Below are 13,458 nucleotides of genomic sequence, written 5' to 3'. Positions count from 1 at the left end.
GGCGTCGGCACAGTTGCACGACCCGGTATCCTCGCGAAGGACATATGGGCCGCTGACCAGCATGCGCTCCGGTGCTCCGCTCGGGAATGTGATCGGCGTTTCGGCCTGAAACGGGCAGAATGGGGCCATGCGGCACCCTGATATCGACCTGCATGTGCTGAGACTCCTGCTGACGCTGGCTCTGACCGGGCTGGCCCTGCTTGGTATCGCCATGGCCCGGACCGAGGCCCAGCCGCGTGCCCTGCGCATCCCCCCGCCGCCGGATTTCGAGTTGCGGCTGGACGCGGGTGGGGCGGGTTTCCACTTTGAAGGGCTGGTGGATTTTGGCCTGACCGAGGCCCTGCGCGGGCTGGTGGCCACGCATCCCGAGATCCGCCAGCTGACGCTTGAAAGCCATGGCGGCTATATTTCCGAGGCGCGCGGCGCGGTGACGGTTCTGCGCGCGCATGGGATTGCCACCCATGTCGAGGGGCATTGCGCTTCGGCCTGTGCGCTGATCTTTGCGGGCGGTGCTGCACGCAGTCTGGGGCCTGAAGCGCGATTTGGGCTGCATGGCTATGCGCTGGTCCGTGAACGGCATTTCGGCATGATCGACCCTGTGGCCGAGATGCAGCGCGATCTGGCGATCTACCGCGCGCAGGGGGTGGAAGAGAGCTTTGTCGCGCGGCTGGCGGATCTGCCGCAGGTGCCGATGTGGTATCCAAGTCGTGAGAAGCTGCGCGCCGCCGGAATGGTGACAATGCCTTGACCTGTGGCGCGCGGCCCGGCACAACGCAGGCATGATCCTGATCCTTGTCCTTCTGATCGTCCTTGCGGTGATCCTGATCCTGCGCCCCTGGAAGCAGCGCGGCTGTCGCTGGCGGCAGGATACGCGCAAGCTCGCGGATGGGCGGGTGCTGTTCACCTGTGCGGCCTGCGGGGCGGAAACCGCATTGCCGAAAGGACGCGAGCCGCGCGACTGTCTGGCGGGGGAGATGAAATGAGCGCGCCCGAAGATGCGGGAGCGCGCCGCGCCATTGCCCCGGTGATCTGCTACCCGACCGCGACCCTGCCGCCCGCGCCGCTGGATCTGTATCATGCAGCACGGGCTGTTGCGGTTGAAGGTCCACGCCTGCGCATTGCCCCGCGCGAGGCCGGGGCCTTCACGGTGCCTGCGGGCAGTTTCTTCCGCATTTCCTGCCCGGAGGGCGCGCAAGTGGGGGATCTGAACCTCTTTGCAGCCGATAATCTGAGCGAACGCTTCTTCTCGGGCAAGACCCGCGCGCTGCATGGCACGCATGTCTCCGCCGGCGACCGGCTCTGGTCCTGCCTGCCCTTTCTGCGGCCCATGGCGACGATTACCGCCGATAGTCTGGACTGGTACGGCACCGACCCGCATGGCGGCCGGGTGCATGATGTGATCGGCACGCGTTGCGATCCCTATACCCATCATCTGTTGCAGGGGCAGGAGTATCACCATTGCTGCCATTCCAACCTGACGCGGGCGCTGGCGGCGCATATGGGCAGGCCCTTGGCAGAGGTCGAACCGCATGTGCATGATGTGCTCAATGTCTTCATGTGCACCGGATTCACCCGCGACACGGGCCAGTATTTCATGAAGGCCAGCCCCGCGCGTCAGGGCGATTACATTGAGTTCTTCGCCGAAATCGACCTCTTGGGCGTGCTCTCGGCCTGTCCGGGCGGGGATTGCGGGGCAGAGCATTCCTCGGACGCGGCCATCTGTCACCCGCTGGAGGTCACGATCTATACGCCCCCGGCAGGCGCGCTGGAGGGCTGGCGCCCCCTGCCCGCTCTGGCTATTCACGAAGGCATGGGCCGGGCTGACACAAGCCCTGCAATCCCCATTGACCACCCGCGCAAACCGCTACATAGACAGGCCATGACAGAGCTTTCGCATATCCGCAATTTCTCGATCGTGGCCCATATCGACCACGGCAAATCCACCCTTGCTGACCGGTTGATCCAGTCAACCGGCACGGTGTCCGACCGCGACATGAAGGACCAGCTTCTGGACGCGATGGATATCGAGCGCGAGCGCGGGATCACCATCAAGGCCAATACGGTGCGGATCGACTATACCGCGCAGGATGGCGAGAAATATGTGCTGAACCTGATCGACACGCCCGGACATGTCGATTTCGCCTATGAGGTCTCGCGCTCCATGCGCGCGGTCGAGGGCTCGCTTCTGGTGGTGGATGCCAGCCAGGGGGTCGAGGCGCAGACGCTGGCCAATGTCTATACCGCGATCGAGGCCAATCACGAGATCGTGCCGGTCCTGAACAAGATCGACCTGCCCGCCGCCGAACCCGAGCGCGTGAAGGAACAGATCGAGGATGTGATCGGGCTCGATGCGTCAGACGCGGTGCTGATCAGCGCCAAATCGGGCCTCGGGATTCCCGATGTGCTGGAAGCCATCGTCAAGCGCCTGCCCGCGCCCAAGGGCGAGCGCAATGCGCCCTTGAAGGCCATGCTGGTGGATAGCTGGTATGACGCATACTTAGGCGTTGTCGTGCTGTTCCGGGTCATGGATGGGGTCATCCGCAAGGGCGACCAGATCAAGATGATGCAGACCGGTGCGAAATACGGGATCGACAAGCTGGCAGTGCTGAAACCCGCGATGGTCGATGTGGCGGAGCTGGGGCCGGGCGAGATTGGCGTGCTCACGGCCTCGATCAAGCAGGTGCGCGACACGCGCGTGGGCGACACGATCACGCATGAGAAAAAGGGCACCGACACGCCGCTGCCCGGGTTCAAGCCCTCGCAGCCAGTGGTGTTCTGTGGCCTCTTCCCCGTGGACAGCAATGAGTTCGAGGATCTGCGCAGCGCCATCGAGAAGCTGGCGCTGAATGATGCGTCTTTCAGCTATGAGATGGAAAGCTCTGCCGCGCTTGGCTTCGGTTTCCGCTGCGGCTTCCTGGGCCTCTTGCATCTGGAGGTCATCCGCGACCGGCTGGAGCGCGAATATGATATCGACCTGATCACCACGGCGCCCTCGGTGGTCTATCACGTCCATATGCGCGACGGCACGATGATGGAGTTGCACAACCCCGCCGACCTGCCCGACCTGACCCATGTCGAGCATATCGAGGAGCCGCGCATCAAGGCCACGATCCTTGTGCCGGATGACTATCTGGGGGATGTGCTGAAACTCTGTCAGGACCGGCGCGGCATCCAGCAGGAACTGACCTATGCGGGCTCGCGCGCGATGGTGGTCTATGACCTGCCGCTCAATGAGGTGGTGTTCGATTTCTACGACCGTCTGAAATCCATCTCCAAGGGCTATGCGTCATTTGACTATGAAATCACCGGCTACCGCGAGGACAAGCTGGTGAAGATGCAGGTGCTGGTCAATGACGAGCCGGTGGATGCGCTGTCGATGATGGTGCATCGTGACCGGGCCGAAGGGCGCGGGCGGGCGATGTGCGAGAAGCTGAAAGACCTGATCCCGCGGCATATGTTCAAGATCCCGATTCAGGCAGCCATCGGCGGCAAGGTCATCGCGCGCGAGACGCTGGCGGCTTTGCGCAAGGATGTGACGGCGAAATGCTATGGCGGCGACGTGACGCGGAAGAAGAAATTGCTGGAGAAGCAGAAGGCCGGGAAGAAGAAGATGCGCCAGTTCGGGAAGGTGGAGATCCCGCAGCAGGCGTTTATAAGCGCGTTGAAGATGGATGGGTGATGGCTAGAAGCGTAGCACCACTACATACGCGAAGTGAGGTTAAAAAAGCAGGCCGTGCAATCCGAGCAGGCAGTGCAAGATTGCATGATCATCAAATCATCGAGAATTTCCGGGCTAGCCACGTCCATGTATTGAATGGGTTTCAGGCATCGCTTCGCAATCGAGCACGCTCTAAAGACATAACTGTGGCACAGAGATTAAAGCGGCGCGTTACCATTTATGACAAACTAACACGAAGGCCTAACTTTTCATTAACTGAGATGCAAGATATTGCAGGCTGTCGCCTGATATTCAAGAACACGCAAGAGCTTCAAGATTTTAGATCATCTTATCACCGAGCTAATTTTTCCCATAAGCTCCTGAGTGAAAACGACAGGTATAATTACATCATTTCTCCAAAGCCTGACGGCTATCGTGGGATTCATGATGTTTATGAATATTGCGGAAGAAGCTCAAGCAGCAAGCCTTGGGACGGCCTAAGAATCGAATTGCAGTATCGAACGATATATCAGCACGCTTGGGCTACAGCAGTTGAAGTGGCGGGACTACTCACAGGGAATGAACATAAATTCGGGCGAGCTGCACAAGCTTATTCGGAGTTCTTTTGTTTGACGAGTGAACTTATTGCTAGAAGCTTCGAAGCAAGCACGAGTTGCAGACCAGATCTAACGATATCAGAAATAGCGAAATCAATTTTAGAAATTGATCAGGAAATAAAAATACTCAATCTTTTTGAGCAATACAATTCTGTTGCACTCAACGTGACCGCAATTCACAAGAACGCGATTCTGATATTTAATAAAAGACCCGAGAAATACCAAGAACGGACGAAGATCTTGAGATTTTCAAGCTTTTCCGATGCCGTGCGGAAACTGGAAAAAATCGAGCAAGCAAATGTAAGGGATGGTGATCCTTACGATGTTGTCCTAGTCCGGTCAGTAGAAGGACCAAAAAGTGGTTCAATTCAAAGCGCCTTTAGAAACTACTTCGCTGATACTCGAGATTTTGTTTCATATGTTCAACAAGGATTAAACTTAGCGCCAAACAGTCATCGCGGATGAATTCGTTTATTCCGCGCCTTACAGAAAACACGCGCCACACGCGGCCCACCACTCTGAAATCTAAAGGAAAAGTGGTGGGCGACCCTGGAATCGAACCAGGCGTGGGTCTCCCCGGCGGAGTTACAGTCCGCTGCCGCACCTTGCAGCCCGTCGCCCTATGAGCGCCCGTCTAACGAAGCCCCCGGCGGGCGTCAAGAGGCTAAAATCACCCTTGCGCCCCCCTGCCCGCCTGCCGCATTCTCGCCCCCGCAAGACAGGGGAAATCCGATGAAAAAACCCGCCTGGGTGATCGACAAGGAAAAGGCACGGCGCGCCAGCGCACAGGAAACGCTGTGGCTCTTTGGCCTGCATGCCGTGGAAGATGCTCTGAAAAACCCCGCCCGCGACAAGCGCCGCCTGATCCTGACCCGCAATGCCGCCGACAAGCTGGCCGAGGCGGTCGCGGCCTCGGGGATGGACCCCGAAATCAGCGACCCGCGCAAATTCGCGGCCCCCCTGGACAGCCAAGCCGTGCACCAAGGCGCCGCGCTGGAGGTCCGCCCGCTGGCTTGGGGTACGGTGGCGGAGGTCTGCGCCCCGGAAGGCGCGCGCGGGCTGGTGGTGCTTCTGGACCATGTGAGCGACCCGCATAATGTGGGCGCGATCCTGCGCTCGGCCGAAGTCTTCGGCGCGAAAGCCGTGATCGCCACCCAGCGCCATGCCGCGCCCGAAACCGGTGCTTTGGCCAAGACCGCGAGCGGCGCGCTGGAACGTCAGCCCTATTTGCGGGTGCGCAATCTGGCCGAGGAGATGGAGGCGCTGAAGGGGCTAGGCTATGTGCTCCTGGGCCTCGACGGCACTGGCGAGGTGACATTGGCCGAGGGGCTGGCGCGTTTCCCGCCCGGCCCGATTGCGCTGGTGCTGGGGGCCGAGGGGCCGGGGCTGCGCGACAAGACGCGGGCGACTTGTGACCTGATCTTGCGGGTGCCGAGCGCGGGCGAGTTTGGCTCGCTGAACGTGTCGAACGCGGCTGCTGTGGCGCTCTATGCCGCAAGGATGGCGCAATGATGCTGCGCATCGGTACAGGGGCGCTGCAGGCGGAGCTTCTGCCCTATGGCGCGGCGCTGCATCAGCTCTGGCTGGGTGGTCATCAGGTTGTGGCGGGTCTGCCCGACATGGCGGCCTATCACGCGGGCCGGGGCTATCATGGGGCGGTGGTCGGGCCGGTGGCGAATCGGATCCGCGGCGCAGAGGCGATGATCGGCGATCAGCTCTGGCGGTTCGAGCCGAATGAGGGCACGACGCTCTTGCATGGCGGCGAGCCGGGATTGCATGCGCGGGACTGGGCGATTGCCGATCAGGGGCCGGAGCATGCGACCTTCGCCCTCGATCTTGGCCATTGCGAGGGCGGTTTTCCGGGCCAGCGCCGGATCGAGGCGCGCTATCGCGTGGCGGAGATGACCCTGCGGCTGGATCTGGTGGCGCGCACCGACCGGCCCACGCTGATGAACCTCTCCAGCCATGTCTATTGGAACCTGACCGGGCGCGGCAATCTGGACGGGCATCGCCTGCGGGTGGCGGCGGACCAGTTTGTGCCGGTCGATGCGCGGCTCTGCCCCGCGGGTGCGCCGGTCGCGGTGACAGGCGAGATGGACCTGCGCGAAGGTCGCCCTCTCGATGGCGGGCCGCGCTATGACCATAATTTCTGCCTGTCGGACTCGCGGTCGGCGTTGCGCCCGGTGGCATGGCTGTCCGCCCCGGATGCGCCGGAGATGGAACTCGCCACAACCGAGCCGGGATTGCAGGTCTATGACGGGGGTGCTTCAATGTTCGGCATTGCGCTGGAGCCGCAGTGCTGGCCGGATGCGCCGAACCAGCCGGGCTACCCGTCGATCCTGCTTGCGCCCGAAGACGGCCCGCTTGTGCAGGTGACCGAGTGGCGTTTCACCCTGCCTGACGGAGCCTGACCATGCGCACCCTGCCCCTTGCCCTTGCCGCGCTCGCCCTGCTTTCCGCCTGCGCCTCGGTCTCGCGCGAGGAATGTCTGGCGGGGGATTGGGTCAGCATCGGCCAGCGTGACGGGGCTGCGGGGCGCGTGGGGGCGGTGCAGTTCGAGCGGCATGTGACGGCCTGCGCCAAAGTTGATGTGACCCCGGATCGCGCCGCCTGGGCGCAGGGCTATGAGGCGGGTTTGCGGCAATATTGCACGCCGCTGAGCGGGCTGCGCGAGGGCGAGGCCGGGAACCGCTACCGCGATACCTGCCCTGCCGCCAGCGAAGCCGGGTTCCTGCGCGGGCATGAACTGGGGCTTGCGGCCCATCGCCAGCGCCAGCGCATCAGCGAGATTGAGCGCGAGATCAACGCCTTGACCCGGCGCAATGCCGCGCTGGCCGGTCAGGAAGAGGGCCGCGCGGAATGGCAGGCCAATCAATCGCAAATCCTGTCGCTGCGGCTGGATCTCGGTTTCGCGCGCGCGGAGCTTTCGCGGATCGAACGCGAGATCCGCGCTTTCAGGGCAGCGCAATAGGGGCGCGCTTGCCCTCCAGCACGCGGCGCAGCACCGCGGGGTAAAGCTGATGCTCCAGCGGCAGGATGCGCGCCGCCAGGGTTTCGGCCGTATCGCCGGGCAGGACTGGCACCCGCGCCTGCCCCAGAATCGGGCCGTCATCAAGGGCCGCCGTCACTTCATGGACCGTGCATCCGGCCTCGGTATCGCCCGCCGCGATGGCACGGGCATGGGTGTTCAGCCCCTTGTATTTCGGCAGAAGCGAGGGGTGGATATTCAGCATCCGCCCCTCAAAACGCGCCACGAAATCAGGCGTCAGCACGCGCATGAAGCCTGCAAGCGCGATCAGATCGGGCGCGGCGGCCAGAAGCGGCTCCATGAGGGCTGCCTCAAACGCGGCACGGTCGCCCTTGAATGGCCGGTGATCCACCACGGCTGTGGGGATGCCCATGGCTCTCGCCTTGGCCAGCCCCCCGGCCTGCGGATCATTCGACAGAACCAGACAGGCACGCCCCGGATGATCGCCCGTCATCGACTGCGCCAGCGCCACCATATTCGAGCCTGACCCGGAAATCAGGATCGCAACGCGCTTGTTCACGCAAGCACCCCGGAATAGCGAATGCCTGCGCCGGGCGCGACATGGCCCAGATGGTGCACGCTTTCGCCCGCATCAGTCAGAAGCGCGGTCAGCGCCCCGGCCTGATCGGCGGCCACGACCAGCACCATGCCGATCCCGGCATTGAAGGTCTTGAGCATCTCGGCCTCTGCAATCCCGCCTTCTGCTGCCAACCAGCGGAAGACAGGCGGCAGCGTCCATGCGCCCAGATCGATCTCGGCGCCCATGCCCTCGGGCAGCACGCGCGGCAGGTTTTCGGTCAGCCCGCCCCCGGTGATATGCGCCAGCGCATGCACGCCCCCCGCCCGGACCGCTGCCAGCGCGGGTTTCACATAAAGCCGCGTGGGCGCCAGCAGTGCCGCGCCAAGGGTTTCATCGGCGAAAGGTGCCGGCGCATCCCAGCCCAGACCCGTGCGCTCGACGATCTTGCGCACCAGCGAGTAGCCATTGGAATGCACCCCGTCCGAGGCCAGACCTAGAAGCACGTCCCCCGCCTGCACCCCCGCAGGCAGATCGGTGCCGCGCTCCATTGCGCCGACGGCAAAGCCCGCAAGGTCGAAATCCTTGGCTTCATACATGCCCGGCATTTCCGCCGTCTCACCACCGATCAGCGCGGCACCTGACAGGCGACACCCTTCGGCAATCCCGTTGATGATGCGGGTCGCAGCGGGCACATCCAGCTTGCCGGTCGCGAAATAATCCAGGAAGAACAGCGGCTCTGCCCCCTGACAAACCAGATCATTGACGCACATCGCCACCAGATCGATGCCGATCGTGTCCAGATGGCCGGTGTCAATGGCAATGCGCAGCTTGGTGCCCACCCCATCTGTTGCCGCCACAAGGATCGGGTCCGAGTAGCCTGCGCCCTTCAGGTCGAACAGTGCGCCAAAGCCCCCAAGCCCCGCCATGACGCCGGGGCGTGCCGTGGCCTTGGCGGCAGGCTTGATCGCCTCGACCAGCGCATTGCCCGCATCGATATCGACGCCTGCCTGCGCATAACTCAACCCGTTCTTGCCCTCTGACATGATTGCAGCCCCTTGCAGCGAAATGTCCTCACGCCGCGCGATAGCGGATCGGGGCAGGCAGGGCAAGCAGACAAGCCCCACTGGCGTCTTGACCCGCCCGCGCTTTGCGCATAGCACCACGCGCAGGCGGGCCTGTAGCTCAATTGGTTAGAGCAGAGCGCTCATAACGCTTTGGTTGGGGGTTCGAGTCCCTCCGGGCCTACCACGCCGTCGCGCAAAGCCCTTGCGACCCTGCCTAGCCTTCACGCTCGCGGATGCTTGCCCCGTCCTCGATCCCGGCACCCGGATAGAGCAGCACCCGCGCGCCTTCGGCAATGCCGACCAGAACTTCGGCCTGCCCCGAAGCCTGACGCCCGATCTCGACGATCTGCAGCCGCGCGCGCCCGTCCTCTTCGACAAAGACCGCCCAATCCCCCGCCTGCCGGAACAATGCCGCCTGCGGCAGTTGCAGCACGTCCTGCGCCTCCCACAGAATCAGGCGGACGGTGACGCGGAACCCCTCGCCCAGACCCTGCCGCTCTTGCGGTCCGGCCAGCAGATCGAGACGCAGGCGCACGCGCTGTTCCTCTATCCCCAGCGCCGAGACGCGGGTGAAGGCCGAAGGCTCGATCCGGCGCAGCCGCGCCTCCAGCACGCCCGAACCGCCCCAGTTCTCGATCAGCGCGCGGGCTTCTGCGGGCACGCGCACGGCATCGGTCGAGAGCAGGTCGAGTTCGATTTCCATCTCGTCGAGATTGCCGATGGTCAGCAGTGGTGCTCCGGCCTGCACCAGCCGCGCGCTCAGATCCGTGACGTCAAGCACCAGACCGGTCTGGGGCGCAAGAATACGCATGCAGCAGGCGCCGGGGTCATCCGAGGGGTCGAAGTTCAGATCCGGCCCGATCAGTTGCGCCTGCGTGCGGGTCAGCGAGGCGCGGGAGAGATCCAGCCGGGATTGCGCGGCCTCAACCGTCTGGGTGGCGCTCTGATAGGTTGTCTCGATTTCCTCCAGCATCCGGTGCGGGATGGTGCCGCTTTCCGCCAGCGCCCGGCTGCGGGCAAGCTGCGTGCGCGCTGCGCGAAGCGCGGTCTCGGCCTGCCGCAGATCGCTCTCGGCCACGCCGACAGCGGCTTCGGCCTCGATCACTGCCGCCTCGGCCTCGGCGCGCGAGCGGGCATCCATCAGCACCGGATCGGCAGGCCGGATCAGCGCGACGACGGTTTCGCCTGCAACCACGGCATCGCCCACCTCGACCGGCGAGCGCGTGACGCTGCCGGTGATGGGTGCCGCAATCGTATAGGCGGCGCGCACCCGCGTCACGCCCTGCGCGGTGATCGCGCCCTGCATCGGTGCACGGCTCACTGTCGCCAGATCGACCCGCTGCGGCTGCGGCCAGAGCGCCCAAATCAGCGCCGTCACAAGCCCCAGCCCGATCAGACCCAGAAACAGCTTGCGAAACATGGTCATCCTCAAACCTCTCTTTTACGCGCGCGACTTCAGCGCCGTGGCCAGATCCACCCGGTCCAGACGCCGCCGCACCATCAGAACCGCCCCCAGCGCCGCCAGAAAGACCGCGAGCGCGGCCAGCGCATAGGTCCGGCGGCTCAGATGGAAGGGCAGTTGCATCATATCGGTCGAGATCGCGCCCACCATGCCCTGCGCCAGAAACACGCCCAGAACCCAGCCCGCCGGAATCGCCAGCAGGGTCAGCAACATCATCTCGCCCACCAGCACATATCCGACCTCGGCGCGGCTGAAACCCAGCACCCGCAGGCTGGCGAGTTCATAGCTGCGCTCGGATAGCTGGATTCGCGCGGCGTTATAGACCACGCCAATGGCGATCAGCACGCCGATCAGCGTGTAGATCAGCACCATGGTCAGCAGGCTTTCGCTGAGCGTGGCGTCGAACTGGCGGCGCACCTCGGCCCAGTCGGTCAGCCCGGCAATGGCGGGGGTTTCCTTGATCGCGGCATTGAGCGCGTCCATCCGGTCGGATTGCACCGCAAGATGGATCATATTGACCTGCGGCACGCTGTCCATCGCCGCAAAAAGTGCGGGGGCGGCGATATGCACCTCTTGCCCCAACCCCTGCGGGATGATCCGCGCCACCGGCAGGTCGAGCACCGCGCGCGGTGCGGCGAGCATCTCGATACGCAGGTTTTCGCCCGCAGAGATGCCCAGCGCGCGGGCCAGCATTTCGGGCAGCACCACCCCGTCAACGGGCAGCGCCACCACCGCGCCTGCATCATCGACGAGCCGCGCAAGTTCGGTTCCGGGGAAATGCGCCTGCAATGCGGTCAGGCGGCTGCGATGGCCATGCAGGGCGCGGACCGGCATCACATAGGACGCTTCGGCGCGCAGCACCCCGGGCAGGCTGGTCGCATCCTGCACGGCGCTTTCTGTCTGCGCCTGAGACAGGCTGATCGTCACCTGCTGGCGGTTGGCCTGCTGGAACACGCTCTCGCCCAGCAACTCGACCGCATCCATCATGAAATAGCTCATCACCAGCGCCCCGACCGAGGCGGAGACCCCGAAGAGCGTGATCGCCGCCCGCCCCGGCCAGCGCAGGATCGAGCGAAAAATCATCATCGTGGTCTGACGCAGGCGCAGCGCGGCCAGCACCCGGTCGGCCATGCCGCGCGCGAAAACCGGCGGTGCCGGGGGCTGCATCGCTTCGGCGGGCGGCAGTTTCAGCGACGACCAGACCGCGCGCAGCCCGCCCAGGCCCACAGTGGCAAGCCCCAGCAGCGCGGAGATGACCAGCGCTCGCGTGCCCCAGTCGCGCAGGATGAAGGGAAAGCGGAAATAATCGCCGTAGAGCCGGATCATGGCATCGGCGATCCACCAGCCAAAGCCCCAGCCCAGACCCACGCCGATCACCCCGATCAGCGCCGCGAGTTTCAGGTAATGCCCGGCGATCTCGGCCCGGCCATAGCCCAGCGCCTTCAAGAGCCCGATCTGCACGCGCTCCATCGCGATCAGGCGGCCCAGCACCATATTGACCAGAAAGGCCGAAACGATCAGGAAGATCGGCGGGATATAGACGGCCATCGCGCCCAGCTGGCTTAGCTCGCCATCAAGGAAGGCATGCGAGACCTGCCGGTCGCGGCCATAGGCGCCGGTTCCGCCATAGGGGTCGAGAAGCGTATCCAGCGCGTCGATCACGGCGCGGCTGTCGCCCTCGCGGGTCAGGCGCAACGCCAGTTCATTCACCGCGCCCTGCATGTCCATCGCCGCCGCCGCTGCCCCCTCGCCCATCCAGATCAGCCCGAAACGGCGGTCATCGGGCATCAGCGCACCGGGCGGCATGGCATAGATGAATTCGGGGCTGAGCACCCAGCCCGTCACGGTCAGTTCGCGGCGCTGGCCGTTCAGCACGGCATGAAAGCGGCTGCCGGGGATCAGGTCATGCGCCTCGGCAAAGGGTTCGGAGAGCGCCACTTCTTCGGGCCGTGACGGATCGGGCAGCGCGCCGCGCCGGATCAGTGGCAGGTTCAGGGTGGGCCCCGTGGCGGGCAGTGACAGGATGCGCCCGGTCGCGGGTTCGGCCATGCCGTCGATATCGAGAACCGCCTGCAGGCCGATGCGCCCCTCGACCTGCGCGACGCCGGGGATCATGGCTACAGTCGACACGATCTCGGCCGGGGCGCGGGTCATGCCTGCAAAGATATCGGCGAAACGGTGGCGGTCGTAATAGGCGGCCTGTGTCTGGACCAGCGTCGCCTGCGTGGCCTGCGCGCCCACCATGACCATGATCCCGCAGCCCAGCACCAGCGCGATTGCCAGCGTCTGCGCCCAGATCTGGCGCAGGTCGCGCAGGAGTTTGCGGTCCAGCGCCCTCACCAGCTTACCTCTGCGGGCAGGACGCGTGCGGTATTGATCTCGTCGCGCGTGACCCGGCCATCGGCCAGCACGACGACGCGATGCGCGATGCGCTGGATCGCGGCATTATGGGTGATCAGCACGGTGGCGGTGCCCAGATCGCGATTGACCTCATGCAGCGCTTCGAGCACCTGAATCCCGGTCTTGCTGTCCAATGCGCCGGTCGGTTCATCGCAGAGCAGCACATCGGGGCGCTTGGCGATGGCGCGGGCGATGGCCACGCGCTGTTGCTCGCCCCCCGACAGTTCTGCCGGGAAATGGTCCATCCGCGCCGCGAGCCCTACCCGTGCCAGCGCTTCTTCAGGCGTCATCGGGTTGCGCGCGATTTCCGTCACCAGTGCCACATTCTCCCGCGCGGTCAGGCTGGGCACCAGATTGTAGAACTGAAAGACGAATCCTACATGGTCGCGGCGAAAGGCGGTCAGCGCCCGGTCACTGGCCCGTGTCAATTCGCGCTCGCGGAAGAACACCCGCCCGTCGGTCGGCAGATCCAGCCCGCCAAGGATATTGACCAGTGTCGATTTTCCCGACCCCGAGGCACCGAGCAGCACCACCATCTCGCCTTCGGTCAGTGACAGATCGACGCCGCGCAGCGCCCGGACCTCGACCGCGCCGGTGCGGTAGATCCGGGTCAAGCCCTCGGCCCGAAAGACGGGTAATGCCTGAGTATCGCGCGCCATGGCGGCACCCTAGCACAGCCGATGGCCCCCACATTGATCAAAATCAAAAA

At 64.2% G+C, this 13,458-nt stretch carries 12 protein-coding genes, 2 tRNA genes and 1 pseudogene; 9 read left to right on the top strand and 6 right to left on the bottom strand.

Annotated features, from left to right (window positions below):
- Positions 1-127 precede the first annotated feature (127 nt).
- From BG457_RS10185 to BG457_RS10165, 5 genes and pseudogenes are all read left to right on the top strand, one after another.
- Positions 128-748 carry a hypothetical protein gene (locus BG457_RS10185; protein ID WP_071797031.1) on the top strand — a complete coding sequence of 207 codons (621 nt, stop codon included), beginning with the start codon at positions 128-130 and terminating at the stop codon, positions 746-748.
- A 31-nt stretch (positions 749-779) separates the two neighbouring features.
- Positions 780-983, top strand: coding sequence for a hypothetical protein (locus tag BG457_RS10180; RefSeq protein WP_071797030.1), 204 nt, complete (start codon positions 780-782; stop codon positions 981-983).
- Positions 980-1,824, top strand: a pseudogene (locus BG457_RS20245) (urea carboxylase-associated family protein). Before BG457_RS10180 ends, BG457_RS20245 begins: the two are co-directional and overlap by 4 nt.
- 55 nt (positions 1,825-1,879) lie before the next feature.
- Entirely contained in the window at positions 1,880-3,679 is a 1,800-nt protein-coding gene (gene lepA / locus BG457_RS10170) for a translation elongation factor 4 (RefSeq protein WP_071797096.1), read from the top strand.
- A complete protein-coding gene (locus tag BG457_RS10165; protein WP_084657581.1) occupies positions 3,679-4,740 on the top strand; it encodes a RelA/SpoT domain-containing protein in 1,062 nt (353 codons plus the stop codon). Before lepA ends, BG457_RS10165 begins: the two co-directional genes overlap by 1 nt.
- 72 nt (positions 4,741-4,812) lie before the next feature.
- Here BG457_RS10165 and BG457_RS20240 read toward each other — a convergent pair.
- Positions 4,813-4,896 (bottom strand) — tRNA-Tyr (locus BG457_RS20240).
- A 111-nt stretch (positions 4,897-5,007) separates the two neighbouring features.
- Between BG457_RS20240 and rlmB the strand changes: the two genes are divergently transcribed.
- Genes rlmB through BG457_RS10150 form a run of 3 tightly spaced genes read left to right on the top strand, consistent with a single transcriptional unit; the run spans position 5,008 to position 7,246 of the window.
- Positions 5,008-5,787, top strand: a complete 780-nt coding sequence (gene rlmB, locus BG457_RS10160; RefSeq protein ID WP_071797028.1) for a 23S rRNA (guanosine(2251)-2'-O)-methyltransferase RlmB — start codon at positions 5,008-5,010, stop codon at positions 5,785-5,787.
- Positions 5,784-6,686 (top strand): aldose epimerase family protein, encoded by a 903-nt coding sequence (locus BG457_RS10155; protein ID WP_071797027.1) that lies wholly within the window; start codon positions 5,784-5,786, stop codon positions 6,684-6,686. Before rlmB ends, BG457_RS10155 begins: the two co-directional genes overlap by 4 nt.
- 2 nt (positions 6,687-6,688) lie before the next feature.
- Positions 6,689-7,246 carry a DUF2799 domain-containing protein gene (locus tag BG457_RS10150; protein ID WP_071797026.1) on the top strand — a complete coding sequence of 186 codons (558 nt, stop codon included), beginning with the start codon at positions 6,689-6,691 and terminating at the stop codon, positions 7,244-7,246.
- Here BG457_RS10150 and purN read toward each other — a convergent pair.
- Both purN and purM read right to left on the bottom strand, forming a co-directional pair.
- Complete coding sequence (purN, locus tag BG457_RS10145) at positions 7,230-7,823, bottom strand: phosphoribosylglycinamide formyltransferase (RefSeq protein ID WP_071797025.1); 594 nt, start codon at positions 7,821-7,823, stop codon at positions 7,230-7,232. The two genes, BG457_RS10150 and purN, sit on opposite strands and share 17 nt — an antisense overlap.
- Positions 7,820-8,866, bottom strand: a complete 1,047-nt coding sequence (gene purM, locus BG457_RS10140) for a phosphoribosylformylglycinamidine cyclo-ligase (RefSeq protein ID WP_071797024.1) — start codon at positions 8,864-8,866, stop codon at positions 7,820-7,822. Before purM ends, purN begins: the two co-directional genes overlap by 4 nt.
- A gap of 128 nt (positions 8,867-8,994) precedes the next feature.
- On the opposite strand from purM, the gene BG457_RS10135 reads away from it, so the two are divergent.
- Positions 8,995-9,071, top strand: a tRNA-Ile gene (locus BG457_RS10135).
- Positions 9,072-9,101: 30 nt separating this feature from the next.
- Here the strand turns inward: BG457_RS10135 and BG457_RS10130 are convergent.
- From BG457_RS10130 to BG457_RS10120, 3 genes are read right to left on the bottom strand one after another with little or no spacing between them, the layout of a single operon-like run.
- Positions 9,102-10,313 carry an efflux RND transporter periplasmic adaptor subunit gene (locus BG457_RS10130; protein WP_071797023.1) on the bottom strand — a complete coding sequence of 404 codons (1,212 nt, stop codon included), beginning with the start codon at positions 10,311-10,313 and terminating at the stop codon, positions 9,102-9,104.
- A gap of 15 nt (positions 10,314-10,328) precedes the next feature.
- Positions 10,329-12,689, bottom strand: coding sequence for an ABC transporter permease (locus BG457_RS10125; RefSeq protein ID WP_071797022.1), 2,361 nt, complete (start codon positions 12,687-12,689; stop codon positions 10,329-10,331).
- Complete coding sequence (locus BG457_RS10120; RefSeq protein ID WP_071797021.1) at positions 12,686-13,408, bottom strand: ABC transporter ATP-binding protein; 723 nt, start codon at positions 13,406-13,408, stop codon at positions 12,686-12,688. Before BG457_RS10120 ends, BG457_RS10125 begins: the two co-directional genes overlap by 4 nt.
- Positions 13,409-13,458 lie beyond the last annotated feature (50 nt).

Origin of the sequence: Natronohydrobacter thiooxidans, from assembly GCF_001884735.1 — a bacterium.
In the GTDB taxonomy this organism is placed as follows: Bacteria; Pseudomonadota; Alphaproteobacteria; order Rhodobacterales; family Rhodobacteraceae; genus Roseinatronobacter; species Roseinatronobacter thiooxidans_A.
The sequence above is the reverse complement of the archived record's forward strand: the minus strand, read 5'-3'. Positions and strand labels throughout refer to the sequence as shown.